Below are 25538 nucleotides of genomic sequence, written 5' to 3'. Positions count from 1 at the left end.
ATAAGGCGCGCCGTCGTCGGGGTACGATGGCCTTGGGGATGTTAGGGACACGCTAGCTCATGGCACGGCGCAAGCAATCCGTGACCATCCGTCATGTCGCGGCGGATGCGGGCGTCTCGCTGCAAACGGTCAGCCGGTTCATCAACGGCGATGCCCATGTCCGCCCGGAAGTGGGCGAGCGGGTGCGCGCGGCGATCGACCGGCTGGGCTATGTGCCCTCGATTGCTGCGCGGCGCATGGCGGGGTCGCGCTCCTATCTGATCATGGCGCTCAATGATCGCGAGCGGACAATCGCCGGCTGGCGCGCGCGCGACGGCACCGACTGGGTGGATCAGATGCTGCTGGGCGGGATGCTGAAATGCGCGGAGTATGGTTATCGTCTCATTGTCGAATTGATCGACACGCATAGTGACCATGTCGAACATGAGCTTCGTTCCGCAATCGTCGCGGTCAGACCTGATGGCGTCATTCTAACCCCCCCCCACTCTCAGAACCAGACCATCCTCGCCCTGCTGGACAAGCATCGGATCAGCATCGCGCGGATCGGATCGGCCGTGCCTGGGCCGGGCATCCCCCTGACGATGGAGGATGAACGGGCCGCGAGCGAGGCCACCACGAGCCTAGCAGCGCTTGGCCACCGGCGGATTGGCTTCATAGCCGGGCTGGCCGATTATGAGCTGATCCGCTGGCGGATCGACGGATGGCGGGCCGGGATGGCGGCTGCGGGGCTCGACCCGAGCGACCTGCTCGCCTGGGGCGATTTCAGCGAGGCGTCGGGCCGCGAGGCCGCGCGGCAGCTGATCGGTCAGGCGGGGGCGACCGCCCTGATCGTCAGCAACGACCAGATGACCCGAGGCGCCATGGCCCATGCCGCCGAACAGGGCCTGCACGTGCCGCAGGACCTGTCGATGGTCTGTTTCGGCGGCACGCCGATCATCCGCGCACTCTATCCCGACATGACCACCGTCGATCAGTCGGTCCCGGCGCTGACCGCCCGCGCCGTCGAACTGATCATCGCACAACAGCGGGGAGAGCCATTGCCGGAGGCGCCTGTGGTCATACCGATGACGATCAACTGGCGCGGATCAGTCGCAGCACCGTCGGCACAGCCGTTGGAACGGTGAGCAGGTAGCGGAGGACCCTATGGCAGACGATCAAAGGTGCATCGTTGTCGATACTCACGGGCATCAGGAGAGGCAGATCTCCGGCCGAGTAACAGGCAATTCGAAAGGCGGAAACTGGGGCGCATTGCTGACCTTGCGCGTGGTAATGTGAACCGGAACGCGTTCTGATACCTTAATTTGCAAGCTAACGCTCACAGTGTCGTAGGACCATATCCCTCTTTCGCACGGCTCGGATTGCCAGCACATACAAGCTCGATCAACTTAGCTGATTTCGCCCAGGGCGAAGGACATCCTTCGCGCAGTCGATGAAGACGCGCAGTTTGGGCGCCATCGACGCGCGGCGCGGGAAGTAGAGGAAAAGGCCGGGCTCCTCGATGGCGGCCTCTGGCAGAACCTGCACGAGACGGCCTGCCGCCAGATGCTCGCGCACCAGCGGTTCGAATACGTAGATCAGCCCCACGCCGGACAGGCCGAGCTCAATTGCCGCAAGCGGGTCGTTGACGATCGCGGCATGCCGCACATCGGCCTGCACGTCCCGCCCATTCTCGTTTAGGTCCCAGCGATAGAGGCCACCGCCCGCGATCTGGCGAAAGCCGATACAGTTATGCGCTGCCAGATCGGCAATGGCGCTGGGGCTCCCGCGCCGCTTCAGATATGAGCGTGCCGCGACGATGATTGCCTGGAACGGCGGCGTCAGCCTCACTGCCACCATGTCCTCGGCGATCATCTCGCCCAGGCGCACGCCCGCATCGAAGCCCGCCGCGACGATGTCGGTGAGGGCGTCGTCGATATAGGCCTCGACCGTCACGTCCGGATAGCGCTCGACCATCGCCGCGATCACCGGCTTGATCGCGAGCGGCAGCGCCACGCGGGAGAGGTTGATGCGGAGCAGGCCAGAGGCGCCGGTTTTCTTCGCGCGCAGCTGCTCCCAGACCGCTTCGATCTCTTGCAGCGCCGGTGTGAGCGTGGCGACGAAGGCCTCGCCCTCCGCCGTCAGCGCGACGCTGCGCGTCGTTCGAGCGAACAGCGGCGTGCCGAGCCGCTCCTCAACCGTGCGCACCGAGTGACTAACGTTCGACGCGCTGATGCCGAGCTCGGACGCCGCAGCCGCGAACCCGCGTCGGCGGGCCACGGCGAGCATGACCGGCAGATGGCTAAGCAGATCACGGTCCATTGCTGAACCATATCGCATACTCCACGCGAGAATAGCAGAATTATCAAAGTACGTTCTTGGCCGCATTTGGAGGGCATCGGACGACGTGAGGTCGTCAGAGCCGAACAGGAGACCCGCCGATGGCCGCTTCCAAGACTGTCACTCGCACCGCTGCGACCGCCGTGGCGCTGCTCGCGACGACCGCAGTTTTCCCCGCCCATGCCCAAAACCCAGCCAAGGAGACCGCCATGACTGCCACCGTCACCCCTGCCGGCGACCCCGACAGCGCCCGCATCATCTCGACCGTTTCGTCGATTCCGCTCGCAGTCGACCTCGCGCGCTACGATCTCGCCGAGGCTGCCTTCGCCCCGTCGATCGTCATTGATTATACGAGCCTATGGGGCGGCCAGCCCCAGCGCATGACGCCGGTCGAGCTTATGGCCGCCTGGCGCGCGCTCGTGCCGGGCTTCGATGCGACACGCCACGAACTCAAGGACGTGCGCGCTGAGGTCGAGGGCGATCGCGCGACCGCCACCGCCTTCGTCGATGGTCGCCACTGGATTGACGGTCGGCTTTGGCGCCCGATCGGCCGCTATCGCTGGACGCTCGAGCGCCAGGGCGGCGTCTGGAAGGTGACGACCATGACCTTCGCCATGACCCAGGAGATCGGTGATCGCGGCCTTGTGGCGCTCGCCACCGAACGGGCGAAGGGGCGCTGACCATGGACCGCCGCGCTTTTCTCTCCGCCATGGCCAGCCTCGCCGTCGCCAGCCCCGTCCTCGCCAACCCCTTCACTAAAGGAGCCGCTACCATGCGTCGCATCACCTTCAAAAGCGGAGCCGACACGATCGTCGGCCAGATTTACTTGCCCGAGGGTGCGTCCGCGCTGGCGCCGGTCCCTGCGGTCGTCGTCACCGGCGCCTGGTTCACGGTCAAGGAACAGATGTCGACCATCTACGCCCGCGCGCTGGCGCGCCGCGGCTATGCTGCGCTCGCCTTCGACTTCCGCGGCTTCGGCGAGAGCGGCGGCGCGATCCGCCAGCGCGAAATTCCGGCCGACAAGATCGCCGACATCGTCGCGGCGGCCGCCTTCCTGAAAGCGCAGCCCGAGGTCGACGGCGCGCGCGTCGGCGGGCTCGGCATCTGCGCCAGCGCCGGCTACATGGTGGCTGCTGCGACGGAGAGTAACGACCTGAAGTCGATCGCGCTGGTCGCGCCTTGGCTCCACGACGCCGCGCTTGTCGAGACGATCTACGGCGGCAAGGACGCGGTCGCCCGCCTCATAGAAGCCGGACGCAAGGCCGAGGCGAGCTTCAAGGCGACCGGCCGCCAGACCTTCTTTCCGGGCGCGAGCCGCACCGACCGCACGGCGATCATGTTCGACGTACCCTATTACACCGAGACGACTCGCGGGCTGATCCCGGCCTGGCGCAACAAGGTCGACCCAGCCTTCTGGGAAAGCTGGCTGACTTTTGATGCCATGCGCTATGCGCCAAAGCTGGCGCAGCCGTTCCTGATTGTTGAGAGCGACGCTGCGGCGCTGCCGGCTGGGGCGCGGCAATTCTATGCCAAGGTGCCGGGCAACAAGCGCGAGCTTTGGCTCGACGGCATCAGCCAGTTCGATTTCTATGATCGGCCGTCCGTTGTCGCATCAGCCATAGACGCCGTCGCCGACCATTTTGCCCGCATCGTTCCACGTTAGCACCCGTCGGCGCGATTTATTCAAACGTCTGGTCGGAACCATGTCACGGTACAGGTTCCGACCTGTTTGACTCGATGTACTCTCTGGTGTGTCCTGCAAAGAGCCGACGTTAAGGCATCGGCTCAACGTCTTTCTACAGCCGTCATCATGGAGCTTTACCGGCATGCAGCCAATCCTCGAACCAGCCGGGCCGCTTATTGACTGATTGCGGAAAGCTACAGTGCATCCGTTCAAGTGCTGATGCGCGCTGAATTTTCAAATACGATAGGCATCTTAACTATGCAAATGTCGCGTCTTCATCCATCTCGAGGCGCAGATAATCATAGATCACGCCCGAATTAAGCGATCCGCTGGGGCAGGTAATGACGAGCATGTTCTCGCCCGCTCGCAACAGGTCGCCGGAAAAGCTATGCTCGAATTCGTACCAGCGCGCCTGGATTTGATGGCGGGTCATAACGCCGTCACCTGGAAGCTGCAGGGTGCCGGTCTCCTTGCCGTTGACGGTGAAGCCGAGCGTCGTGGCAGCACCGGTACCGCAGATGCCCAACCGCAGTGTTGCTCGGCCCCTGCCCTGCGTCGGCATCATAAAAACGATGCGATAAGGGGTTGCCCGGCCATTGCCGGTATAGCCAAAGAAATCGCGATAGCGCGATGCCGGATCCTCATTATGCGGCGTATGCTGAAAGAACCAGTCCTTGGCAGGATCGGACTGGCCGATACGGAAAGTCACGTCATCGGGAAAAAGACCCGGATATTGAAGCGCCAGCGCCGTCAGGAAGAATTTGTCCCCATAATTGAACTCACGCGCGCTGCGCGTGGGCGTACCGATCTCCCAAAGCTGCCGTCCACGCCGCACCGGCCGCCATTCGAGCCTACCAAGATCCAGTTTCTCGCCCGCGCGCACAGTGACGTCAGCGCGCGTGAACTCGCCCAGAATGCCGTCAGCAAAGGCATGCAGGGTGTACGTACCCGGCACGATATCGGGTATCGTAAACCGACCGCTTCGATCGTCACTGTGCGCCCAGAACTGGTACCAGCTACCTTCATTCTGCCAGCCGATCGTCCGCGTGTTGCCGTTCGGCCCTGCGACTTCATAATCCGGTTTGGCTAGCCCCACCGACAGTCGCCCGCTGATTCCTGCCCCTGACGGAGCAAGTGGATCGACCACGGCCAGCCGCCCAGTCAATGTCCCGCGTTGCGCCTTGTTGACGAAGCCGGGCGCGTTGACCCAGGCATAGGGCCACTGCCGCTCCTCCTGAAGGAGCTTGGCCCTTGCATCGCGCCACATTGCATCGGCTGTCTGGCCTTCGTTGACATATAGCATTAGCGGCCCGACGACGCGGGTCCATTGCTCGCCTGCCTTAACACTGACGTTGGCGCCTGTGTAATGGCTGCTGCGCCAGTACATCAGCACGGTCGGCTTCTCGCCATGCGCGCCCAATTCGGGCTTCGTCGGCCCGCCGCTAAGATATTCGGGCGACGTGACAATCAGGAACACGCCAATGTTCTTTGCAGCGCTGGAAAAACCATAAGCGCGGTTTTCCGACTGCACATGGCTGTAGACATATTTGTCGCCTTTCAGCAGCGGAAACGGCCCACTGCGAAGTGCATCGACATGGATATGGTCGAGCCAAGGCTGCAGCTTGGCAGCGAAACGCGCCTCCGCCATTGTCCAGCCAGGATATTCCGGCGGATGATCGAAGATGCAGTAGGTGTGCACCCCCTGTTCGCCCCGGCCCAGATGATAGCGCAGCTCGATATCGACCTCGACATCGCCCCCCGCAGCGGTACCCGGGCCACTGCCCATTTTCTTGCCACCCGAAATGCCCTTTACGGACACTTCGCCGTGGGTCCCGCCATTCATGCGCGGATCGATCGTCAGCTTGGTCTCTATGCGCGTGGCATTCTTCACGTCATGTGACCAGTAACCGTACGGGTGCCCGCCTTCTTCGCCATACAGGGTCTCGATGCCCTTATAGACGAGCGAGATTAAGTCACCGCTTGCTTTGGAAACCTTGGCGGTAACGATGCCGTTCGACAAGGTGAATGTGGTAGCATCCTCCGTGACCGTCACGCCAGGCGTTTGGGCCAGCGCGGCGGGCCCGGCTAACACCATGGCCGAAGCGCCAAGCAGCGCCGTTCTGCGGGTCAGGCGAAAGGGCATCATGACAGATCGGCGGTCAGAGCTGCGACCGGTCTATCGGTCGGCCATCCCCCCGCATGGCCGTGCGGTGATGCAGTCGCGGCTGAGTTCGCGTGGGATGCCACTTCCCCGAGGCGCGAGCATGCACCGGTCGTAAATTGCTGCAGCATCCCTTCTCTCCCTGCCGCTCGCGACACAGCGATCTCGCTATCATGGTGTCGCGTTGCTTTCGTTCAGCATGGCATATTGACGGTGGGGATGTCACGCCGCAACACATCCTCGACAGCAGCGGTCGAGCAATGCCAGCAGGGGCAGATCAGGGAAGGATGGACATGCAAACCAGCGCCCTATCGGTAAAAGGTTGCGCCGTGATCGCATGCCTGTTGGCTTGGATCGTAGGCAGCCCCCTTCTGGCCCAGCAACCGCTCGTGACGGCCGCGCCGCAGGCACCGGCCCGGACCACACCAAATGCCCCGACCGACATTGCTGGCATTCCCGTCAACTATGACGAGGCCAGGGTCGGCAGCTATGTTCTGCCCGATCCATTGGTACTCGCCAACGGCCAGCCCGTGAGCGACGCCACGACCTGGACTACCCAGCGCCGCGCCGAGATTCTCCGCCTGTTTGAGGAGAACCAGCATGGCAAGGCACCGGGCCGTCCGGCCGGCATGGTGTTTGACATCCACGACACGGGCACGCCTGCCTTCGACGGCAAGGCCATCCGCAAGCAGATCCGCATCTATTTCAAAAGGGACAGGACCGGGCCCGTTCTCAATCTGCTGACCTACACGCCTGCAAGCGCGATCCGGCCGGTGCCGTTACTGCTAAACATTAGTTTCGTGGCCAACGCCTCGGTTGTTGCCGACCCCGGCGTGGCACCCGGACTTGTCTGGAACGTGCAGCAGCACAAGCGTGTCCCGGCCTCGACCAATGGGCGCGGGTTCGGTCGGATCGACATCGAGCCGCTCCTCGATGCCGGCTTCGGCTTCGCAACGTTCTACTATGGCGACATTGATCCCGACGACTTCGGCGCGATGGCTGACGGTGTGCGACAGCTCTATCTGAAACCAGGCCAGGCTCACCGCGCACCCGACGAATGGGGAACGCTCGGTGCCTGGGCCTGGGGTATCAGTCGCGTGGTGGATTATCTGGAAACGGACAAGACGGTCGATGCGAAGCGCATCGCCATCACGGGCGTATCGCGGCTTGGCAAGACCGTGTTGTGGGCCGGTGCCCGCGACACTCGTATCGCCGCTGTTATTGCCAGCGTTTCTGGCGAGGGCGGCGCCGCGATCAGTCGGCGGATCTATGGTGAAACGATCGCGCATTATGTCGCGCCTTCCCGATATCCATATCAGTTCGCAGCCAATTATGCCCGCTACGCCGCCGAACCCGCCAGCGCGCCGATGGACGGCAACCTGCTGATCGCGCTCCTTGCGCCGCGTCCGCTCCTGCTGCAGACCGGCAGTACCGATAACTGGTCGGATCCCAAGGGCGAATTTCTTGCCGCAGTCGATGCAAGCCGCGTCTACACGCTGCTCGGTAAAACGGGACTGGGCACTGACGTCTGGCCGGCGCCGGGCAAGCAGGTCGGCGGGACGCTCCGCTACTATATGCATGAGGGCGGCCACGGCATGTTGCCGTCCGACTGGCCAATCTTCATTGATTTTCTAAAAGCAAATCTAGGATCCAGCCAATAAGGATCCGGGCTTTGCGGACGGATCGAGAACTGCGGCCTGCCAGCCGAGCCGACGGATGCCAAGCCGCAGGGCATTCCATGGCTGCTATTGGGGCAAAGCAGACAAAACGTCGCTTATTCTAGAGCAAGTTTGGAGCAACCAATATGCAAGATATTATCGTCTTGAATGTGTCGTGGCTGCTGAACCAGAAGGTCTCGACGTACGACGATAAAGGCCAAGAGATGTTCGATGATTGCGCGTATCAGCGACGCGGTGCCGAGAAGTTATACGTCTTTGCTGAATTTTTGAGAGACAAGGGACTGCTTTGCGAAGGCGTAGACGTTTCACGTCAACCAGATCTCGAGATTCGCTTCTCGCAATTAACCGAAGTTGGCCAACGGTTCACTCGTGCAGCGATGGATAAATGGATTTCGTCGTTAGATAAAGCGGGTCCGAAAGCGAAGATCGATCCAAGCGGGCTGGAGAAGCGCTGGGCAAAATTCATCTCTTAAGTCCGATGTTGCTTCTGCAATTTGGTCGGTCCCGGCGTAGCGACAAATCGCAACGATCGCTCTGGCGTTGGATCTTCTCGTCATTGTGCCTTACAGCCCCTGTTTCTCAATCCAGGTTCCGTGCGATGCGGAAGCCCATGTTGATATCACCGGCTTCGGTCGCCTGCCGCGCAGCCGAGCGCAGTTGGGATGCGCCACCGGTAAACGAGCCGCCGCGAAACACATTGCCCTCGCCGCCCCGGTCGCAGTTGATCATCCATGGCGAGCCATCTGTCGGGATGCCGTCCAGATAGACGTGGAAGCAATCCTGCGTCCATTCGCGGACATTGCCGTGCATGTCATACAGGCCGAAGGCGTTCGGTGCTGAATAGCCGACCGGTTCGGTTCGACGGCCATTGCATCCCGACAGAAGGCGGGGAGACTGTGGGCCGTTGAAATTGGCCGTGTTGGACCGCCCCGGCTCGCATGTCGGCTCCTCGTCCCCCCATGCGTAGCGACCGGTCGATCCAGCGCGCGCGGCATATTCCCACTCAGCTTCGCTTAGCAGGCGGTACGGCTTGCCCGTTTCCTTGCTCAGCCAGGCCACATAAGCTTGGGCATCGTCCCAACTGACATTGATGACGGGGCGGCGGCCACGCCCGTAACCGGCATCGCCCGACCGGCCGGCGCCCGACTGCGCGTTGAACCCGATGCGGGAATTGTCCTTGCACCCCCGCTTCGCAACGCATCGTTCCCATTCGTCCCAAGTGAGTTCGTATCTGCCCACGGCAAACGGCTTGGCGATCGTGATCTCGACTTGCGGTGCCTCGCTAAAGTCGCGGCCCTCTTCCTTGTCCGGTGAGCCCATCACAAATCGCCCCGCCGGAACCACGACCATCTCCGGCCCCGATGACTGGTCGCTGAGCGCGTCTCGAAACGTTTCGCCCGGATTATTTGCGGTTGCCTGTGAGTGTGCAGAAGAGGTCAGTGCGGCCATGAAACAACCGGCTGCTATTACCCGCCCAAGGGTTCGGTAGATCATCGCCAGCACCCATACAAAGACCATCGATAGCGACGTGTTTGCTGCCAGTCGCGGTCTAGCGAATAAGCCGATGCCCTTGGTTGGGACAAGCCCATCGGTGCCCTTGGCCCGCGCGAATGGGTCGGCACCTGAATGGCCGGAATTGCGACCAGCGCGAAAAGTCTGTCCTTTGAGTTCTGGCACAATTGCCGACATTGCTTCCAAGCTTGAAAGCTGAGAGGCCGTTGCAGTGTAGGAACGCCTTTGAAGCGGGGGACAGCCTGTGCGACGTAAACAAATCGGAATCATTCTGGCGCTGGCGGCAATCGCATTGGGATGTCTTGTTGTTTTCGGAGTGATCTGAAGAGCTAGGTCCCGTCGTGTACGGCAAACTGCGTCGGGAAGCCTCCAATCGCTGTCGTTCCTGCCTGATCGTGCCGCGCCGAAAGCTACCGTACGGGAAGCGCCCCAAGCGCGGTCGCTGGCCCGCTTCCCCTTCCCATGGAGCTTAATCCTGCTTTTGGGCGATCGACGACATCGTTGACACGGTTGCGTGCAAAACTCACGTTTCATTGGCGTCCGCGAAGGGCGTCGCTGTTGAGGGTGACACCAAATGCATGGCCTGTCGTTTCGCGCGTCGGTGTGCCGGATCTGCACCCTCAGTTTGCTGGTCCTTGCGATTCTGGCGGCAGGGCCAGCGGCGGCGCAGCTCTCCGATGTACCTGATCGGCGAAGCAATGCCGACCTCGTGGTGCGCAACGTCAATATCGTCGATACTGAAACGGGCGCCGTCGCACTGCGCCGGGCAATTGTCATCCGGGGCAATGTTATCCTCGCTATCGTCAGCGACGGTGCCATCACCGGCGCGGACAGGGCTACGATGCGGGTCATTGATGGCGGCGGCGCCTATGCCATCCCCGGGCTGTGGGACGCGCATGTGCACTTGATGCAGAACGGTTCCGACAATGCTCGGATGCAGGCGGCAGCGATGGTGGGCCACGGCATCCTCCATGCCCGTGACATGGGTGAAAGCCTTGCCGCGCGCGACGAACTCCTGCCGCTGCTCCGCGCGCCTGATGACGCCGCGCCGCACATCATCAGCAGTGGGCCGACCTTGTGGACATTCGCGCTGCCCTATGGCGATGCATCAGGTCAGCTGCTGATGACCGACGATCGGGGCATTGATGCCGGCGTCAGCCAATTGCATGCGGCCAGCGTCGATTTCCTGAAAGTCTATGCAGGTTTCGATGCCAAGCGCCTCGCCCGCCTTGCATCCGTAGCGAAGGCACGAGGCCTGATGCTGACCGGGCATGCCCAAACCGGGATGACATTGGCGGAGCAGGCTCAAATCGGTCTTCGCGTTATCGAACACCTGGATTTCTCCACTTTGGGCGAATGTGCGCCCGACTCCGAAAGCTATTTCGACCGGGTGATTGCCGCCCGGTTCCGCAATTCGGGTGAAGCGATCCCGGCCATCTATGCAGCCTTTGCACAGAAGGTTGATACGCCTGCCTGCATGACCGCGCTGCAAGATGCAGCAGTAGCCGGGCTCGTGCTGACCCCTACCATGGTTGCTGGATATCTGCCCGCCGATGATCCAAACGCCATAACGCTACCTGTATGGATGGCCGACGGTTGTGCCTTGTATCGGCAGCAATATGCCGGACTATCGCCCGAGGTTGCGCAAGCGCTGCCCGATGCGGGGCGGCGGATGTTGCGCATGGTTGTCGCGGCAGGAGTGCCGGTACTCGCCGGAAGTGATTCCCCGGCCTTTTGTGCGCAAGCCGGATCAGCGCTCATTACTGAACTTGGTCTGCTCGGCCAAGCTGGATTGTCCCCACTTGCGGTGCTGCAGTCGGCGACATTGCTGCCTGGGCGGCTGTTTGGTGGGGCGGTGGCACCGGGCCGGATCAGGGTCGATGGGCCTGCAGACATTCTGCTGCTTGCCACTAATCCACTGACCGATCGCGATGCTTACATGCGACCGACAGGCCTTTATGATGGGCGGGTGTGGCGCGATGCGGAGGCGCTGGCTGCCCTGCGCAAGATGAATAGCTTGGCGTTTTTGCCACAAGCGGCAAGCGTACCCTGACCAACGAAAAACGGAAGTTTGCTGTCTCCAACGTCAAAATCCGCCCTTCGGGTTTCCACCCAATTCTCTGGCGATTGCTTACCTCAGCGAACGGCAGCTTTTGGGATCGCGCGTAGCAGCTCTGGACGACCGAGAATGGGGCGCATAGCCGAGCGGCAGCTCCCGCCAAAGCAGCCTTGCCGCTTCTTTGGGCCGGCAGCGGACAGACTGGTTTTAGATGGTTCCATTAAAAGCCGTCATTTCCTTGGGTGCTCAATAACGGCTCAAAGCATGCGCAAGTGGACCTCAGCCGCATCGCAACCGTGGCTGAAAGTGGCCGTTCGCTCATGGGCGCACCTGCATCTGGTTTGGTCGAATAAGGTCCGAGCGGTTCCCGCTGCCGTTACGAGCCGGTCGAAGCGCAGTGGTTAAACGCCACCACCGCCGCTGACAGGCGGATCGGACTGGCTAATCCTTTCTGAGATCAGCAGCGGCACAATGGATGGCGATCAGCAATTGCGTGTGTTGCTGGCGCGTTTGCACGCAGGAATAGTGACGCGCGGCGAGATAATCGTCCCAATCGGAATGCGGCACCGGGCTTCGCCATTGATCGCCTGGCGATGGCGTAGGGCCATCCCTGAACCTGGTCGCGATCGCCGATCGGGTGGCATCCGATGTCACCATGTCGGTGACCAGGCCGCTGAAATAGGACCAGTATTCAGGCGGCTCGACGATTGACCACGATGCGTCGAGGCTGCTGACACAGCGGGAATAGGCGATCCAGGATTCGATATCGCTGGGCTGCAGTTGCAGCCGCGGGTCCTTGTAGAGCACGCTCAGTGAAGCGAACATCTTCTGGATGGCGCCTTGCCGCGCCTTCAGCGTGCTGCACTTGATCGCCTTGTACAAACGGCGGCGATCAAGGCAGTCACTGGCGGCATCTCTCAATCGCTTCCCGTTGCGCCGCGCGCCATCGATCATGATGTTGCAGGATCGCGTACGGGCGTCGTCCGCCACGACGGCATCCAGAATTTTATCGCGGATCACCCGCACATCATCGTCGGAATAACGGGCGGGATCGGAACTGTGCAGATAGCCGATGAGGAATGCCATCATCTGCTCCTCCGGCGGCACCGCAACCGGATCTTCGCTTCCAAAATCGGGTGCCCGCATCAGCCCGCGATCGTGATAATCAGCGATGATGATCGGCAGCTCGCTCGCCTGCGCAACTGGGCCCGGTTCAGGATCCGGTGAAGCCTTTGCCGCTGCAGCGGTCGAGGGGCCCTGAGCAACCTTGTCCGGAGCAGCACCCGCCTGACGCTGACGCGCGCCATGGAGCGGCGAGTCCTCCGGGACGACCATCGTATAGCCGCCCTGCCCGCCCGCCCCGGGCACATACACATAAAGATTGCGCTGCCGGCGCTGATCAGTGGCGGGTTCACCCGACGATGCCGGCAGTGCGCGCGCTGGCATCACCGCATCACGCGCCGATCCGACACCCGCTGCACCCATTGCGGATGCGAAGAACGGCCGCCCTTGCTCGACGGGCGCGCATGCAACGGCGCCTGTCATGGCCCCGGCGCCTAGCAGCGCGATTGTTTGAAGATTAGAAGTGAAGCGCTTCTTCCTTGTGCGCAAATGACCAGCCGCGCAAACCAGGTTCCAGAGCATAGCCCCCCCATAAGCGGCGCGTGAAAGCCACCTTTCTTGTCACGATATCACGGCAAATTGGTCGGCGTCGAAAGAATATTCCACGCTACAATAATCCGGATGTATTGTCCGGTCTGGCCCTAAGGATAAGGCCGTATCTCCGCTCGTAGGTACGCAAATCCACTGCTACGCGCTCAAGCTGAACGATAGCTTTTTATGAAGAGCTGATAGCATTGGGTCGCCGATCGAGCGGCCGGTTTTGGCCTGATGTACGAGCGTTCTCAAAGGCCGCAACCGGGGCGCTTTGTTGACAGGCAGCTTATGCCGGAACCAGCCCGGCCGCTAGTGGGCCGATTGCGGACTGGCAGGTTTCGTGAAGCGATCCAGGAAAAGAGGCCGTCTGCGGAGCCGGACTCTACCTCTGACTGGAAGCAATCAGGGCAACACGTCGGGTTAGCAAGATTTCAAGCGGCCGTGAGACGGGATACCCCGATGCGATATCCGCTGCCATCGGCGATCGGATCGTCAGAGATGACCAGCAGGATCCTGAGCGTGGTAGAGGGCCTATGTGATAGTGATGCGCCGCCCCACCGTTCGATATCGGTGCGTCGATCGGAACAAGGCGAACCTTGTCGACAAGCTGAGCAAAGAGGGGCAAGGCGACGCAGTCAATTGCCAGGCGATTGACTCATGCCTCTTGATCAGGGACGTTCCCTGCTATTGCGTTGGGCGCTGAGCGGCATCACTGCCATCCATTTCGTTGGCTTGCTCCAGCAGCTTCGACGAGGGGTTAACAAGCCCCGTCGGGAGAGAGGCACGTGTTTGGGTTGTTCGAACGGAATCGCGATACTGAGACCCTAGTGCCAGGTCGCTGCTGGCAAGTGATATTGTGCTGGCCGGATGACCGCGATGCAAACCGTTGAACTTGATCGAACTGACCAGGCTGGTTGGATTGGGTGCATCACGTATCGCAGTGTTGCCGCCACTCGACCAAGCACCACCGAGCTCGACCGGCTGGTCAGCAGGGCCCGCGCCCGCAACCGTAGCGTCGGTGTCACTGGGATGCTCTTGTTCGACAACGGCCGATTTTTCCAGACGCTCGAAGGACCGCCAGAGGGTCTCCAGACGATCTGGGCCTCAGTAAAGCAAGATCGGCGTCACAATCAGATTGAAGTATTGAGCGAGCACCTGACCCGCAAGCGTCTGTTTTCTGACTGGGATCTGCTCCTCTACAATCGGCCGGGCAGCGCGCCTAGGCGCCACCCGAAACAACGGGAAACGCCCACCATTGTCGATCGCTACATCCGCAGGATGGTGCAACTCGCGCTGGATGGCGACGATCTTCGCCTTGATGGGCTGGTTCTGTCGCTTGCAGAAAAAGACTGGGGCCATGAAACCATCATTTCCTTGATCATCGAGCCTGCCGCGCGCGCGCTTGGTGATGCCTGGCTGGCGGACGAATGCACCGAACTTGATCTGACTATTGGGCTAAGCATGCTGCAACTGGCGGGGCATGCGGCGCATTATCATGCGAGCGGCAAACCCTCTGGTCCAAACCATTACACCATTTTGATCGCTTCAGCTCCAGGTGAACCGCACGGGCTTGGGTCTTCCCTTCTCGTCGATCAGTTTCTCGATGCGGGATGGCAAGTCGATCTTGCATTTCCAGACAGCGAGGAGGCTCTGATCAATCAACTCGGCGACCAGCAACCCGATGCAATGGATATTGGCTTGTCAGAGGCGCTCGCAAGGGGGCACGGAATGGATCGGCTTCGAACGGCCATTGAACACGCCCGCCAAGTAGCGACGGGTCATCCAACCGTTATCTCGGTCGGGGGACGAATATTTGCCGAGGCATACGCTACGGCTGCGTCAGTGGGTGCCGATCACGCCCGCCGATCTGCGACCGGTTCAAGCCTCCGCATGGCCGAACTGGTCCGTAGGACAAGGCTGCGTTAGCGCACGCTAGGCAGCAAGCGATCGGTTATACGGACCAGTTCGGCCGTGCGGATCGCCGGTTGCGGGCACTGGCTCGCCATCAATATCTCGGGCGACTTGTTTCGCCTTGGTCGAGCGACGATGTGCGTGGTCCTTGAAGGCTGGACGTTTAGCTACAAGGTCCTCGCAAGCGGCAAACGCCAGATCATGGTTTGCATGATATTTGGCGAAGCCTGCGATTTGAACCTCAAGCTGCCCGCCGAAATGGATCGCAACATCCAGGTACTGGCAAGCGCGGCAGTGGCACGTGTTACCCGGGGTCGAGATGCGTGCCAGCCTGTCGATGAAGGCACCATACGGGCGGGCATCGTCAGCATGGCCCGAGGCGGCTCGATAAAGCGGGTGGCTTGTCTGATGTGTGAACCCCCGCTGCGCGGGTTGAACCGCGGTTTTCGCCGATGGCGACGAACCGGGCCTGCCGCTCTTGGAACTGGTGCTCGCAGGCGCGATTGGCATGACGGCCATCCATATCAACCGGGTGTTGATGGACCTTCCTCTCCAAGGAGCCATGGCTCTCCAGCGCGGTAGCGTCCCGACCCTCGATCCGCGGAAACTGGGCCAGACTGCTGGGTTCGATGAACAATCTTGCTCATCTTCATTCCCCAGGCGGCGCAGTTTGCATCATTGATCCGCCGCAAGCGGCCCTGCCTTTGCTATCGGCCCGACCACCCCATCGAACCGCTGCTGCCCGTCATTTGATTGGCGCAACGAAACTGCCGCTGTCGGTTAGCCGCAAAGCCATGACATGCGCTGCCTTTGTTCCCTATACCTTTCTGTGCATCGCATCCGGACCGTCAGCGCGGATCGGGGTGGCGTGGTGAGACGGCAAAGCATCGCGCCTTGGCCCGCCCTTGCCACCTTTCCAGCGATCGAGAACGCTGAGCGCAGGCGTGACCGTCATGCCATGGAGGAGGATCGAAGCCAGCACAACACCGCCGGCAATGCCCCACAAGCGTTCAGGGTTGGCGAACTCCGCATGATTGAGCGCAAAACCGAGATAGTAAATCGAACCGATGCCGCGGATGCCGAAAAACGCGATCACAATCTGTTCGCGCCACGGCACATTCGACCCTGCCATGCTAAGAAGGCCAGCTGCGGGCCGCGCGACGAGCAGGACGCCTGCGATGAACAGCAGCATCATCCAGTCAAGCGAGGCAAGAAGGCCGCCAAAGGCTGCGACACCACCGAACAGGATCAACAATGCCATCATGAGCAACCGCTCAGCCGATTCAGCGAAATCGTGCAGCCGATGATGATAATGGTGATCCCGGCTCGCATTGCGGATGGCAAGCGCCGAGACGAACACGGCCAAAAAGCCATACCCGCCGAGTGTCTCGACCAGACCATAAGCAAGGAATGTTACAGCGAGTGCGACGAAACCGTCCCCCGTGCGCGATAGACTGGCACGCATCGGCAGATGGAAGGTGAGATACCCCAGACCGCGGCCGATCGCATAGCCCGCGCCTGCACCCAGGACGGTTTTCCATACCAGGTCGCGGACAACCCATTGCAACAGGTCGCTGGTGCCGAACGAGGCTGCACTGAGGGCAATGGCGAGGTGGACAAAGGGAAAGGCAAGGCCATCGTTGAGGCCAGCCTCCGACGTCAGGGCAAAGCGTGCTTCATCCTCGTTCCCTTCGCCGGGCCCGTTCACCTGCACGTCGCTGGCAAGCACTGGGTCGGTCGGGGCCAGTATGGCCGCGATCAGCAGCGCCGTTGCCAGGCCGAACCCCATCAACCCCCATGCCAATCCGGCAACGATCAGCATGGTGACCGGCATTGCGATCCCCAGCAGTCGCCAGGTTAGCACCCAATTGCGTAGCCCGATAATCCGGTCGATCTTAAGTCCTGCACCCATCAGCGAGACGATGACGACCAATTCGCTGACCCGCTCGACCAGCACCGAATATTCCAGCGGGTGAACCGCGAAGGGCCGAAGCAGGGGCAGTGCGAACAACGCGGCGCCCGCAGCCACGCACAGGATCGGCAGCGATAATGGTGCCTTGCGCAGCAGCATCGGCAACCAGGCCGTCAGTAAGATCAGCGCACCTGCTCCGGCCAGCACAAGCACGTAGACATTATGCGAAATGGCCACAGTCATTCCTTTGGTTGATGCGATCAGCGGATCAAACCGGCCGCACGCAAGGCATCTTCGATCGCTTGCCCGACACCATTCGACACTGGCCTCGATGCACGGGGGGCTTCCTGTAGTGCGGTGGATCGGCGCGGGCCAACATGGTGCCTTGGGCTCGCTGGGCTGGCTGGTGTCGCGCCGGTCTTTTCTGGGGCCGGCGACGACAGAAGGCCCCAGAACGCAGCGATGCGATGGGTTGAGGAGATCCCGGCCTCAAGCATGAATGGTCCAGCCTTACCGCATGCTTCGACCCCGGCAGTACTTAACGGCGTGCCATGGCCCAAGCCTTGAATCTGATATTCCTCGATCACCTCTCGACCATGCACGTCAAGCCATGCCCGGCGAACATGACCATTAACGACTTGGCTAACGGGTTCGCGCTCGACGCCGTGGATCTGGCGCCACTGTTCGACGATCATCGCGGCATTCGCATGATTCACGACTGCGTCGCTATCGCCATGCCATATGGATATTGTCGGCCAAGGACCGGTGTGCTCGGAGGCGTCCCTTACAAGTTGCCCAAGTACTGTCGCCGGGGGACCGCCGTGTGCACGCATCCGGTCAAATGCCTGCGGAATTGATGTGGCCGTTCCATACGGAAGTCCCGCAATGATCGCGCCCCCTGCAAATATTTCAGGATAGGCAGCCAGCATCACCGAAGCCATTGCGCCGCCCGCGGAAAGGCCAGTCACGAAGATGCGGGCCGGATCGATCGGATGCCGGGCCACCATCGCAGCAACCATCTGGCGGATGGACAGTGCCTCGCCAGCGCCCCGCCGCGTGTCGCCCGCCTGAAACCAGTTGAAGCAGCGATTGGCGTTGTTCGCAGGTTGTTGCTCTGGATAGAGTAGGGCGAAACCATGTTCATCGGCCAGTCGTGACCAGCCCGCACCATGGTCATACCCGGCGGCGCTTTGCGTGCACCCGTGGAGAACAACAACCAGCGCCGAAGCTTTCCCGATGGATTGGGGAACATAGACGCGGCCTCGCAAAGCACCGGGATTCGTGCCGAAGCGGCCGAGATCGGACAGCCGGTCTTTGCAAGCAGGGTCGATGACGCCATGGCCCAATTCTTGCCGGAGTGCCGACAGCCGGCGGACGGTATCATTAAGGCGTGGCATGTGGTTCTCTCCCAGCCACGCCCAGCGCCGTGACACCAGATTCAATCCGCAACGATTGCTGCGCTGCACAGCCAACAAGACTGCTCGACCTATGCTCGATCACGAGCATGAAGAGCCAACATCGCCAGGGCACGAAAGGATTGATGATGCGCGGGTCATCAATCCACCTCCCTCCCTCGACGATGATGCAGCCGTGCTTTCTTCACCGCATCGGCGGAGCGGTTCTCGGCGAGGTGACGCGTTCTCAGTTCCCATTTACACCGATCACCAGAACCGGAAGCTGTTGCCATGTCGGCAAGCCCCGGTATCGCATTCGTCGAACGAGGAAGCGCAGGCGCATAGATGAAACGCCAGCACCATCGGCATTCGCGGGACCCCAGGTTGGAAGGCGGGGTATTCCACGGAAACGCCAAGCCTTTGACAAGCAGTGCGTCGCGATCGTCCATTAACATCGGCGTTCATCCTTTCGCACTTCCGCGCGGCACATAAGCCGAGGCATCAGCTTCAGGATCGTAATTAGGATGTCGTGGGTGAAACGCGGGACCACAACCACCCGGTTGATTTAATCGCTATCCTGACAGCGCAGGGGTAGCGCCGCGACACCTTCGTTCCTACTTAGAGCTGATCGCGGCGTTTCTCTTCGAGCCTGGTCGCGACTGAGAGTCATTTATGCTCCCGCTCTGAAGCGGAGCTGGCCGATGCTCTTCACCTCCTCCGCCCCGTTTCGAACCAAACGCCTGGCCCATCGGCCCCCGTTTCCATCCAGCCGATCGGTTGACGGGCCCGTTCCCTCGTCACTCGCCCAAGGGCGTGAACCATTCCATCAATGCTGATCCAGCCGCTCCGGTGCTCAGCATTTCCCCGCACGCAACCAAGGGAATCCCATCATGGCAAAAGGCCAACAACGCGGAAATCGCGAAGCGCGAAAACCTAAAAAACCGGAACCGCCAAAGCAGAATGCGTCAAATCCCTCGCTAAAGGGCACGCCTCAGCCGAACAGGCCCGAAAAGGGCTGATCCTTCCTCTGTTTCGAAAGGCCTGTTTCATGCAGCCATCATCCGCCCTTTGTCGGGATCAGGCAGCCCGCCATCATGCGCATGCCAATACTGCCACCCTGGAAAATGTCAGGGTGATCGCCAATGTGGCCGCCCTTGCCTGGGACAAGGAAGGAGTCGCCGCCGGTATTCGCGAAGCCAGAAAGCTTCGCACGCTCGCGCTGGCAAATGCATTGGCCATCGGTGTTGAACCACCGCCCGCCGACGTCCGCGCGCTCAGCGAAAACCCAGACCGCGGACATTTCGACGGCCACTGACACCCTGCGCGGTTTGCGCAATACATCCGGGAGGTGAAGGAATGCGGTTACGGATCGACCATGTCACCACCTACGCCTATCGAACGCCAGTCGAACTGCTTGCGCATCGCATGATGCTCAGTCCGCGAAGCTCCAGCGCGCTTCACCCGATCGCATCAGACCTCAGTTGCGATCCCAAGGCGGAGCTGTCGTGGACACAGGATGTTTTCGGCAACCTGATCGCCACCGCTTCGTTTCGTGAGCCTGCCGATCGATTGACGATCACCAATCGGGTGATCGTTGAACAAGCTGCGGACCCATGGCCGATCCTGGCCATAGCGCCGCACGCGCACAGTTTTCCGTTCGATTATTCGAGCGATGAACGAACCGACCTCGGCGCGTTGCTGGTGCCGGAATATCCCGATCCCGGTGCCCGGCTCGCCCGCTGGGCCCGTGCCCAGATGCTGGGAGACCGGACCGACACGTTGTCGCTGCTGAAGGACATCAATGCAGCGGCCCGTATCGGCATGACCTATGTCACGCGGGAAGAGGTCGGGACACAATCTCCGCATCTGACGCTTGATCTTGGTTCGGGGTCATGCCGCGATCTGGCGACGTTGTTCATCGACGCGGTCCGGCACCTCGGTTTTGGTGCGCGCGCCGTATCCGGCTATCTTTTTGATCCTCCGACCCTTGGGGAGGCCGCCAATCCCAGAGGCCAGCACGGTTCGACCCACGCCTGGGCCGAAGTCTATCTCCCCTGCGCAGGCTGGGTGGCGTTCGATCCGACCAATGGCCGCATGGGCGAGGCGCATCTGGTGCCCGTCGCGGTCGGCCGCGGCATTCGCCGGCTCAGCCCGGTGGAGGGCCGATATGTCGGCGCACCCGATGCCGTGCTTAGCATGACAGTTCAGGTCATGGTTTCAGTGGACCCCGCCGATCTCAGCTCGAAAGACGGAACCTGGAATCCCGATTGATCATCGCTTACCGCCTGGCGCTCATTAAAGCGCCGCTAGTGACGTGCTTTTGTCGTATAGCGGATTAATCACTCGCGCGAACGCGCCTATCACGACCGCTTGCGCGACGAGCGGCGCTTGCGACGCAAGCCGGTCTCTGCAGCCATGACCTCGCACAGGCCATGCCAGCAGGCGGCTATTTCGGTTCTGTCAGGGCAGTCGCGCCATGTTGCGGCTGCGCAACCGCGTCGCTGAGCCGGACTAGCGGTATTCCCCGTACTGGAATTGGGGGCACGCGAGTCATCCCATATCTCGGCATCTCCGCATCCACGTCTGGCGAGGGTATACGCTCCTCGTCGGCGTCGTCACGCGGGGCTCAAGACACGGCCTTGGCGTCTTGCGCTCGCATTGCTGCAAGCCTTCCAGTCATCTGCCGTAATAGGCGCGAGCGGTGCTGGTAAGTGTTGTGCCGAGTGCCAACCTGCCCGTTTATGAAATCGCTTGAAAAGGCGGCCGTCATGTCCGCAATTGCGACTTCCAGTGCGTTCGCCTCAGATCCGTCAGACCCTGGCGCCGTAACCGGCACGGATTGCCTGTCAGCGGCCGGCGCAATCATTTGGTGGACACCCATAGCGTGTCTCCTCGATCGAGCGGGGAGCACGTAGCATCTCTCAGCCGCAGCGGCGCTCGTGGGCGGTGCTGCGATACATCCTATATGGGAGCGCGCATCCGATTAGATAGAGGCAGCGCGGCAGTCGTGCGTCAGTTGGCACATCAGCCAAGGGTGTTCACAGCGGCATAGCCAAGGTGGGCCTAGCCATCGGCTGCGCCGACATGTCGAGACCATTCGACCCTGACAGGTAAGCTCTGATCGGTTGAACTGCACGTTGAATGAGGCGCGGTTTGATTTGGCGGCCGCAAACCCCTGTCACCTTCTCGGTCTGCTCGACAGCCTATCGACCGCTTGTTTTGTTGCTCGGTCGAAAGCCGCCAGTCCGAACGAAAATCGACATCGGCAGCAATGCCGGGAATCTGCCGCGTCATCGCGCGATCACGAATGGCTGGTTTGTCCCATTGGCAGTCATTCCGGCTGCCGTGCTGCGTCGGGTCGACTAACGGCTGGTTCTGGAACCGAGTGCGATTAAGCTGAATAGCCGATATTAGGGCGTCTAGCTGCCAGCGTAGGGCAGGGCTGCTCGAATGGCAGCTACCGACGCCTTTGTTGCCGCTCCCGCATCTTGCCCTGATCGCCGATGGCAGTCATTCTACCAAGCATCGCAGGAGGGCGTAACGTGAAGATCGCTTCGGTTATCAGTCGCAATTGGTTCTATGCGTTACTCCCGGTCTGGTTGCTTGCATCCATGGGATTTAGGGTAACCCATCCATGGGACGCACAGCCTCAGCTGGGCGAGGCTGTCACCCTCTTTGATTGGTGCGTCTTCATCCCGATAACCTTCGCTATCTGTTATCGCAGCATGTCACGCCGTGCGCTGACCCTGCGTCTAGTGGCATTGATGTGCGGCGGTATCTGGCTAGCTGGAAAGCTAGTTCCAGTAAATGCACAGAACTTGTTGCAAGATATTGGCGGCATGCGGTGGGTGGGATTGTCGGTTTTGCTGTTGTTTGAAATCGCCGCACTTGTGGCGATGTTACGGGTGGTTTTCGGTGCCACGCCTGATCCACGGGTCCTTCAAGAACAAGGCATTCCACCCATCATAGCGAAACTGATGATAGCCGAAGCGAAGTTCTGGCGCTGGCTATGGGGCCGTCTAACCGGCAAGTGATCCTCTGACTTAAAAGCCGCCATTCGCCTTTTCGGCCAATCCGGCCGTTGCAGCACGAGCTGATCGAACGGCCGCTTTTGGCATCGGGCGGGGCAAGTTGGAATGGCCACTATTGGGGCGCATTGCCGACTGCGGAGCATGGCTTGGGCCTGACGTCGGCTTCCGATCCCATTTTGGACATTCGGGGTCGATGGTAGACAGACTGCGCACAGAATGGTCGTCGAGCAAATCTTCGTCGAGCTTTTCAGCGTCACTGGGAACACGAATATGATTGACCACATCTTCATGTTGATCGATCCCGAAGGACCGGAGATCGAGCACTTGGCGAAGATAGGCTTAGTCGAAAGCTATCGACGGGTGCATCAAGGTCAAGGAACGCGTAATGTTTGCTACTGCTTTGACAACATGTTCCTCGAACTGTTGTGGATAGATGATCCGGATGCGGCACTGAGCCCAATGATCAAGAGGACCGGCCTTTACGATCGGTCAGTCTGGCGAAATCATGATGTCTGCCCGTTCGGGATCGCATGGCGAGCATCGCGGTCTGGGGCTGAGCCCACGATAGCAACTTGGGCGTTCTCACCCCCCTATCTTCCGAAGGACATGACGATTGCAGTCGCCGAGGATGGCGATGATCCACGGCTACCAATGATGTTCCGTTCACCAGGCTCATTGCCGCCAACCGAGTGGCCACCAGAGAGGCGTGGGGAGCTTCAGCACGGCTCTTCCTTGGGAGCAGTCAAAGAGATCATTTTGACCATGCCAGACTGGGCACCACGCAGCGAAGCCCTCAGGACTATTGCCGCTGAATGCCAGCCTCACCTCAAACTGAAGCTAGGGAATGTCTGGCGCTTGGAAATGCAGATCGAGGGTTTGAACGGACGTTCTGACCTACGGCTTGAGTTTCCTAGCTGACCTTGCAGTGTCTGGTCTTGCTCGTGGCGCTTGCGCGCCATCAACGCGTCTGTGCTGAAGTCGCCGTAGGCGAGAGGAGCCCCTTTTTCGCCACGCTCGACAATCTCCCGCCATTCCGCAAACTACCCAATTCCAGCCTTTGCAGCGCTAGCTGAACGAACGACGGCTTTAGGGATCTAGCGTGGCCCGGTGGAATGGCCACCACTAGGGCGCTAGACGAATGACAGCTACCAGCAAAGCGGCCTTGCCGCTTCGGGGTCGGCTGGTGAATATCCAGTGTTCGGAAGCGCCGCTGAAATAATTGCCATTCGTCGCTTGCGCAAAGCAGCAGCGTTTCTCGACCAAAAATTTGCACGCGTGCTTGCGCTAAAAGCAGCTGCTCTGCTTTTGGCATCACTCAGCAGCGGAGCTGATAGATCCGGATTTGACGCGCAATCGGGCGCAATAAAATACAGTGTAGCGAGTAAATATCGAAGAAAATGTTAGGGTAGATCAGATATTGCCCTGCTCCTCCACCGGTACATTGTCGTCCGGACCGTAATAAAGCCTGGCGCATTCCTGGCGTAAACAGCCCCCCTCGATCCGGAGGTCCTCACGATAAGCATCGGCGATGAAATCCATGGTGTCGAGATTGCGATCCTCGAAATACATGCGATGGACATCGTCCCGCCCGGCGCCATAGACGATCCGGCCGACCTTTGCCCAGATGCTAGCCATCGTGCACATGCCACATGGCTGCAGCGTCGAATACAGCGTTGCGCCCCGCAGTTCCATGTCGCCGATACGGGCCCCTGCTGCACGAAAAGCGCAGATTTCGGCATGCGCTGTCGCATCATTGTCTTCGGCCGTCCGGTTGGTCTGGGCCGCGAGCACCTTGCCGTCGCGCACGATGATGGCGGCGATCGGCGTATTTGACGGATCGGTGCCCTTCGTTTTTGCAAGCGCGATCGCCTCGCCCATCCAGCGTTCATCATCTTTGGTCATGCCCGTGAATTGGACGACGATGTCGCCCATGGCAATTGCAGATGACAGCTGGTGCGTAGACTTGTGTCCGATGGCCGGAGAATCTGCGCAAAGATCCTATAGCACCCGGCCGAAAGCCCGGCTCACGCGGTCAGACAGGACTGGTTGGCAAATGGACGATACGGAAAACAGCTCCTGACCCGGCATCGCGAACAAGATCAACGCGCGCGCCATCCCAGTGATAATCGAGGTGCCGCCCCTGCAAGAGGTTTGACGCGCAGTCCGGGTAGAAGAGCGCGACGCATTGCGCACCGGCATGACGGATGCTCGGATAGACGATGCCGTCGGATCCCGAACCCCTGAGGTTGGCAGCAACAGCTTGAGATGCCGCATAGCTGTCAGGGGCCAGCGTCGCGGCCAGTTCTGCATCTGCAGCTCTGAGATCATGGAGGTCGGCATCGACTGACATGACGATCTCCCGGAACTGCGAGGTCCAGCCAAGCGCTTCCTTGGTTCGCGCCATGAAGCCGCTATGGTGATAGATCGTCTCGAACAAGGCGGTTTCAAACCGGTCGCCGACATAGAGCACGCCGTAGCTGCCATCGGTAAATCGGCTCGCCCGGTCCGTGCTGACATGGGTGAATGGCGCCATGAGGTAGGATGCGCCGCTGCCGCCGACGCGGCGATCGGCGGGCACGAGATCGAGATTGCCGATCGTCGCCATGATGCGGGGATTGGTCTTCTGCTCTGCCGAGATCAGCAGCGGCCAGTCGGCTGGATCAGCGATATCTTCGAACAGGTCGATCGGCGGAAAGGCACTCCGGATGATCCTGACAGCGCCCTTCCACTCAACTCTGGAAACGGGAATATCCGCCGTTCCGCTCACCAACCACCACGTGTCGCGTCGAGGTAGCGGCGCACCCGCATGATGTCGGTAAGTTCGCCCCCGAGCATCACATCAAGCGCGCTGGATCCGCCAAAGGCATCGTTGGCCGACCTGATCCAAGCATAGCCGCGGGCTGCCTCCGAGAAGATGATCCGGAGCGCCTTGTGAATGCCCATAAGGTTGGACAGCCGAGCGCGGCCATCGCGCGACATGCGCCCGGCGCCATCAGCCTTCCAGCGGCGATAGGAACGCACCGGCATGTCGAGCAGCGTAGCCGCCTGCTCGTCGGTGAGCTCCCATTTGCCGAACAGATTGAGGACCGCCCGGAACATGGCAGCTGCCTCGTCTTGGGTAATCGGATCGGGACGGAAAGCAGTAACGGCCGTATCAACCGGTTGCAGAACCAGCATGACATTTCTCCATATGGCAGCATATACGCCGGACAATGCCATTTGG

At 60.8% G+C, this 25538-nt stretch carries 20 protein-coding genes; 11 read left to right on the top strand and 9 right to left on the bottom strand.

What is annotated here, in order from left to right; genetic code table 11:
- Positions 1-59 precede the first annotated feature (59 nt).
- Positions 60-1124, top strand: a complete 1065-nt coding sequence (locus ACNI3Q_RS00240) for a LacI family DNA-binding transcriptional regulator (RefSeq protein ID WP_426273145.1) — start codon at positions 60-62, stop codon at positions 1122-1124.
- A 256-nt stretch (positions 1125-1380) separates the two neighbouring features.
- Here ACNI3Q_RS00240 and ACNI3Q_RS00235 read toward each other — a convergent pair whose 3' ends face one another.
- Positions 1381-2298: a LysR family transcriptional regulator gene (locus ACNI3Q_RS00235; RefSeq protein WP_426273143.1), complete on the bottom strand. Its 918-nt coding sequence runs from the start codon at positions 2296-2298 to the stop codon at positions 1381-1383.
- Between the two features lie 119 nt (positions 2299-2417).
- Between ACNI3Q_RS00235 and ACNI3Q_RS00230 the strand changes: the two genes are divergently transcribed.
- Both ACNI3Q_RS00230 and ACNI3Q_RS00225 read left to right on the top strand, forming a co-directional pair.
- A complete protein-coding gene (locus ACNI3Q_RS00230; RefSeq protein WP_426273141.1) occupies positions 2418-2996 on the top strand; it encodes a nuclear transport factor 2 family protein in 579 nt (192 codons plus the stop codon).
- Between the two features lie 2 nt (positions 2997-2998).
- Positions 2999-3979 (top strand): alpha/beta hydrolase, encoded by a 981-nt coding sequence (locus ACNI3Q_RS00225; RefSeq protein ID WP_426273139.1) that lies wholly within the window; start codon positions 2999-3001, stop codon positions 3977-3979.
- A gap of 277 nt (positions 3980-4256) precedes the next feature.
- On the opposite strand, the gene ACNI3Q_RS00220 is transcribed toward ACNI3Q_RS00225, so the two are convergent.
- Positions 4257-6146: a polysaccharide lyase family protein gene (locus ACNI3Q_RS00220; RefSeq protein WP_426273136.1), complete on the bottom strand. Its 1890-nt coding sequence runs from the start codon at positions 6144-6146 to the stop codon at positions 4257-4259.
- A 308-nt stretch (positions 6147-6454) separates the two neighbouring features.
- On the opposite strand from ACNI3Q_RS00220, the gene ACNI3Q_RS00215 reads away from it, so the two are divergent.
- Both ACNI3Q_RS00215 and ACNI3Q_RS00210 read left to right on the top strand, forming a co-directional pair.
- A complete protein-coding gene (locus tag ACNI3Q_RS00215) occupies positions 6455-7822 on the top strand; it encodes an alpha/beta hydrolase family protein (protein WP_426273134.1) in 1368 nt (455 codons plus the stop codon).
- Positions 7823-7965: 143 nt separating this feature from the next.
- Positions 7966-8313, top strand: coding sequence for a hypothetical protein (locus ACNI3Q_RS00210; RefSeq protein WP_426273132.1), 348 nt, complete (start codon positions 7966-7968; stop codon positions 8311-8313).
- Positions 8314-8419: 106 nt separating this feature from the next.
- On the opposite strand, the gene ACNI3Q_RS00205 is transcribed toward ACNI3Q_RS00210, so the two are convergent.
- Positions 8420-9529 (bottom strand): formylglycine-generating enzyme family protein, encoded by a 1110-nt coding sequence (locus ACNI3Q_RS00205; protein ID WP_426273130.1) that lies wholly within the window; start codon positions 9527-9529, stop codon positions 8420-8422.
- Between the two features lie 397 nt (positions 9530-9926).
- On the opposite strand from ACNI3Q_RS00205, the gene ACNI3Q_RS00200 reads away from it, so the two are divergent.
- Positions 9927-11405 carry an amidohydrolase family protein gene (locus ACNI3Q_RS00200; protein ID WP_426273128.1) on the top strand — a complete coding sequence of 493 codons (1479 nt, stop codon included), beginning with the start codon at positions 9927-9929 and terminating at the stop codon, positions 11403-11405.
- Positions 11406-11852: 447 nt separating this feature from the next.
- On the opposite strand, the gene ACNI3Q_RS00195 is transcribed toward ACNI3Q_RS00200, so the two are convergent.
- The gene (locus tag ACNI3Q_RS00195; RefSeq protein ID WP_426273126.1) at positions 11853-13055 is read right to left on the bottom strand and encodes a TrbL/VirB6 family protein; all 1203 of its coding nucleotides are present in this window, start codon (positions 13053-13055) and stop codon (positions 11853-11855) included.
- 879 nt (positions 13056-13934) lie between these two features.
- On the opposite strand from ACNI3Q_RS00195, the gene ACNI3Q_RS00190 reads away from it, so the two are divergent.
- Positions 13935-14993, top strand: a complete 1059-nt coding sequence (locus tag ACNI3Q_RS00190; RefSeq protein ID WP_426273124.1) for a BLUF domain-containing protein — start codon at positions 13935-13937, stop codon at positions 14991-14993.
- 802 nt (positions 14994-15795) lie between these two features.
- Here the strand turns inward: ACNI3Q_RS00190 and ACNI3Q_RS00185 are convergent.
- Both ACNI3Q_RS00185 and ACNI3Q_RS00180 read right to left on the bottom strand, forming a co-directional pair.
- Positions 15796-17133: a cation:proton antiporter gene (locus ACNI3Q_RS00185; RefSeq protein WP_426273122.1), complete on the bottom strand. Its 1338-nt coding sequence runs from the start codon at positions 17131-17133 to the stop codon at positions 15796-15798.
- 17 nt (positions 17134-17150) lie between these two features.
- Entirely contained in the window at positions 17151-18287 is a 1137-nt protein-coding gene (locus ACNI3Q_RS00180; RefSeq protein WP_426273120.1) for an extracellular catalytic domain type 1 short-chain-length polyhydroxyalkanoate depolymerase, read from the bottom strand.
- 1045 nt (positions 18288-19332) lie between these two features.
- Between ACNI3Q_RS00180 and ACNI3Q_RS00175 the strand changes: the two genes are divergently transcribed.
- The 4 genes from ACNI3Q_RS00175 to ACNI3Q_RS00160 all read left to right on the top strand — a co-directional run bounded on the left by ACNI3Q_RS00175 (position 19333) and on the right by ACNI3Q_RS00160 (position 23233).
- A complete protein-coding gene (locus ACNI3Q_RS00175) occupies positions 19333-19599 on the top strand; it encodes a hypothetical protein (protein ID WP_426273118.1) in 267 nt (88 codons plus the stop codon).
- A 41-nt stretch (positions 19600-19640) separates the two neighbouring features.
- Positions 19641-20555: a transglutaminase family protein gene (locus ACNI3Q_RS00170; RefSeq protein WP_426273116.1), complete on the top strand. Its 915-nt coding sequence runs from the start codon at positions 19641-19643 to the stop codon at positions 20553-20555.
- A gap of 1271 nt (positions 20556-21826) precedes the next feature.
- On the top strand, positions 21827-22318 hold the full coding sequence (locus tag ACNI3Q_RS00165; RefSeq protein ID WP_426273114.1) for a hypothetical protein: 492 nt from the start codon (positions 21827-21829) through the stop codon (positions 22316-22318).
- 213 nt (positions 22319-22531) lie between these two features.
- Entirely contained in the window at positions 22532-23233 is a 702-nt protein-coding gene (locus ACNI3Q_RS00160) for a VOC family protein (RefSeq protein WP_426273112.1), read from the top strand.
- A 492-nt stretch (positions 23234-23725) separates the two neighbouring features.
- On the opposite strand, the gene ACNI3Q_RS00155 is transcribed toward ACNI3Q_RS00160, so the two are convergent.
- The 3 genes from ACNI3Q_RS00155 to ACNI3Q_RS00145 form a co-directional block, all read right to left on the bottom strand.
- Positions 23726-24247 carry a nucleoside deaminase gene (locus ACNI3Q_RS00155; RefSeq protein ID WP_426273110.1) on the bottom strand — a complete coding sequence of 174 codons (522 nt, stop codon included), beginning with the start codon at positions 24245-24247 and terminating at the stop codon, positions 23726-23728.
- Positions 24248-24347: 100 nt separating this feature from the next.
- Positions 24348-25082: an RES family NAD+ phosphorylase gene (locus ACNI3Q_RS00150; protein WP_426273108.1), complete on the bottom strand. Its 735-nt coding sequence runs from the start codon at positions 25080-25082 to the stop codon at positions 24348-24350.
- The gene (locus tag ACNI3Q_RS00145; protein ID WP_426273106.1) at positions 25079-25492 is read right to left on the bottom strand and encodes an MbcA/ParS/Xre antitoxin family protein; all 414 of its coding nucleotides are present in this window, start codon (positions 25490-25492) and stop codon (positions 25079-25081) included. The genes ACNI3Q_RS00150 and ACNI3Q_RS00145 overlap by 4 nt, the downstream gene beginning before the upstream one ends.
- Between the last annotated feature and the right edge of the window lie 46 nt (positions 25493-25538).

It is taken from the genome of Sphingomonas eleionomae, assembly GCF_049889035.1.
Lineage (GTDB): Bacteria > Pseudomonadota > Alphaproteobacteria > Sphingomonadales > Sphingomonadaceae > Sphingomonas.
This window is presented reverse-complemented; position numbering and strand designations above follow the sequence as displayed.

Excerpts from the sequence above, each read along its gene's own strand:
- ACNI3Q_RS00240 (WP_426273145.1), top strand. The coding sequence starts at position 60 with ATGGCACGGCGCAAGCAATCCGTGACCATCCGTCATGTCGCGGCGGAT.
- ACNI3Q_RS00235 (WP_426273143.1), bottom strand. The coding sequence starts at position 2,298 with ATGGACCGTGATCTGCTTAGCCATCTGCCGGTCATGCTCGCCGTGGCC.
- ACNI3Q_RS00230 (WP_426273141.1), top strand. The coding sequence starts at position 2,418 with ATGGCCGCTTCCAAGACTGTCACTCGCACCGCTGCGACCGCCGTGGCG.
- ACNI3Q_RS00225 (WP_426273139.1), top strand. The coding sequence starts at position 2,999 with ATGGACCGCCGCGCTTTTCTCTCCGCCATGGCCAGCCTCGCCGTCGCC.
- ACNI3Q_RS00220 (WP_426273136.1), bottom strand. The coding sequence starts at position 6,146 with ATGATGCCCTTTCGCCTGACCCGCAGAACGGCGCTGCTTGGCGCTTCG.
- ACNI3Q_RS00215 (WP_426273134.1), top strand. The coding sequence starts at position 6,455 with ATGCAAACCAGCGCCCTATCGGTAAAAGGTTGCGCCGTGATCGCATGC.
- ACNI3Q_RS00210 (WP_426273132.1), top strand. The coding sequence starts at position 7,966 with ATGCAAGATATTATCGTCTTGAATGTGTCGTGGCTGCTGAACCAGAAG.
- ACNI3Q_RS00205 (WP_426273130.1), bottom strand. The coding sequence starts at position 9,529 with ATGTCGGCAATTGTGCCAGAACTCAAAGGACAGACTTTTCGCGCTGGT.
- ACNI3Q_RS00200 (WP_426273128.1), top strand. The coding sequence starts at position 9,927 with ATGCATGGCCTGTCGTTTCGCGCGTCGGTGTGCCGGATCTGCACCCTC.
- ACNI3Q_RS00195 (WP_426273126.1), bottom strand. The coding sequence starts at position 13,055 with ATGCTCTGGAACCTGGTTTGCGCGGCTGGTCATTTGCGCACAAGGAAG.
- ACNI3Q_RS00190 (WP_426273124.1), top strand. The coding sequence starts at position 13,935 with ATGACCGCGATGCAAACCGTTGAACTTGATCGAACTGACCAGGCTGGT.
- ACNI3Q_RS00185 (WP_426273122.1), bottom strand. The coding sequence starts at position 17,133 with ATGACTGTGGCCATTTCGCATAATGTCTACGTGCTTGTGCTGGCCGGA.
- ACNI3Q_RS00180 (WP_426273120.1), bottom strand. The coding sequence starts at position 18,287 with ATGCCACGCCTTAATGATACCGTCCGCCGGCTGTCGGCACTCCGGCAA.
- ACNI3Q_RS00175 (WP_426273118.1), top strand. The coding sequence starts at position 19,333 with ATGCAGCCATCATCCGCCCTTTGTCGGGATCAGGCAGCCCGCCATCAT.
- ACNI3Q_RS00170 (WP_426273116.1), top strand. The coding sequence starts at position 19,641 with ATGCGGTTACGGATCGACCATGTCACCACCTACGCCTATCGAACGCCA.
- ACNI3Q_RS00160 (WP_426273112.1), top strand. The coding sequence starts at position 22,532 with ATGGTCGTCGAGCAAATCTTCGTCGAGCTTTTCAGCGTCACTGGGAAC.
- ACNI3Q_RS00155 (WP_426273110.1), bottom strand. The coding sequence starts at position 24,247 with ATGGGCGACATCGTCGTCCAATTCACGGGCATGACCAAAGATGATGAA.
- ACNI3Q_RS00145 (WP_426273106.1), bottom strand. The coding sequence starts at position 25,492 with ATGCTGGTTCTGCAACCGGTTGATACGGCCGTTACTGCTTTCCGTCCC.